This window comes from Corynebacterium striatum ATCC 6940 (assembly GCF_000159135.1).
GTDB classification, from domain to species: Bacteria; Actinomycetota; Actinomycetes; order Mycobacteriales; family Mycobacteriaceae; genus Corynebacterium; species Corynebacterium striatum.
In genome coordinates, this window is the sequence record NZ_GG667562.1 from 1 (window position 1) to 376 (window position 376).

Annotated in this window: 1 protein-coding gene; it reads right to left on the reverse strand. The window is 50.8% G+C overall.

Translation table 11 applies throughout. The features are described from left to right. The coding region (locus HMPREF0308_RS12745) for an IS3 family transposase (RefSeq protein ID WP_034657658.1) at window positions 1-376 on the reverse strand (376 nt) is incomplete at both ends.

Here is a 376-nt window from a genome sequence, read left to right on the forward strand (position 1 = left end):
AATGTCGCCGACATACACACGGTTCGGCTCGTCAGCGGTGAATGTACGGCCTACTAAATCTGGCATGACACGGTGACCAGGCTTACGCCTAGTGGTGATGCATCGACGTTGTTTGGTAAAGCCTTTTAGCCCCATGGATTTCATGATGCGTGCGACCTTCTTATGGTTGATCGGGCCGAAGTCCGTATCGTCGTTGAGGCTTGCAGCGATGCGTTTAGCACCATAAAGCCCGTTCTCATCATCGAAGATGGCCTTGATTCTTGCACCAATAAGGGCATCGGAACACATCTTTAACCTGCGTTTTTCGCGGGTGTTGAGCCATTTGTAGAACGAGGAGCGATTGAGCTTTAACACACGGCACATCCGCTTGACTGAA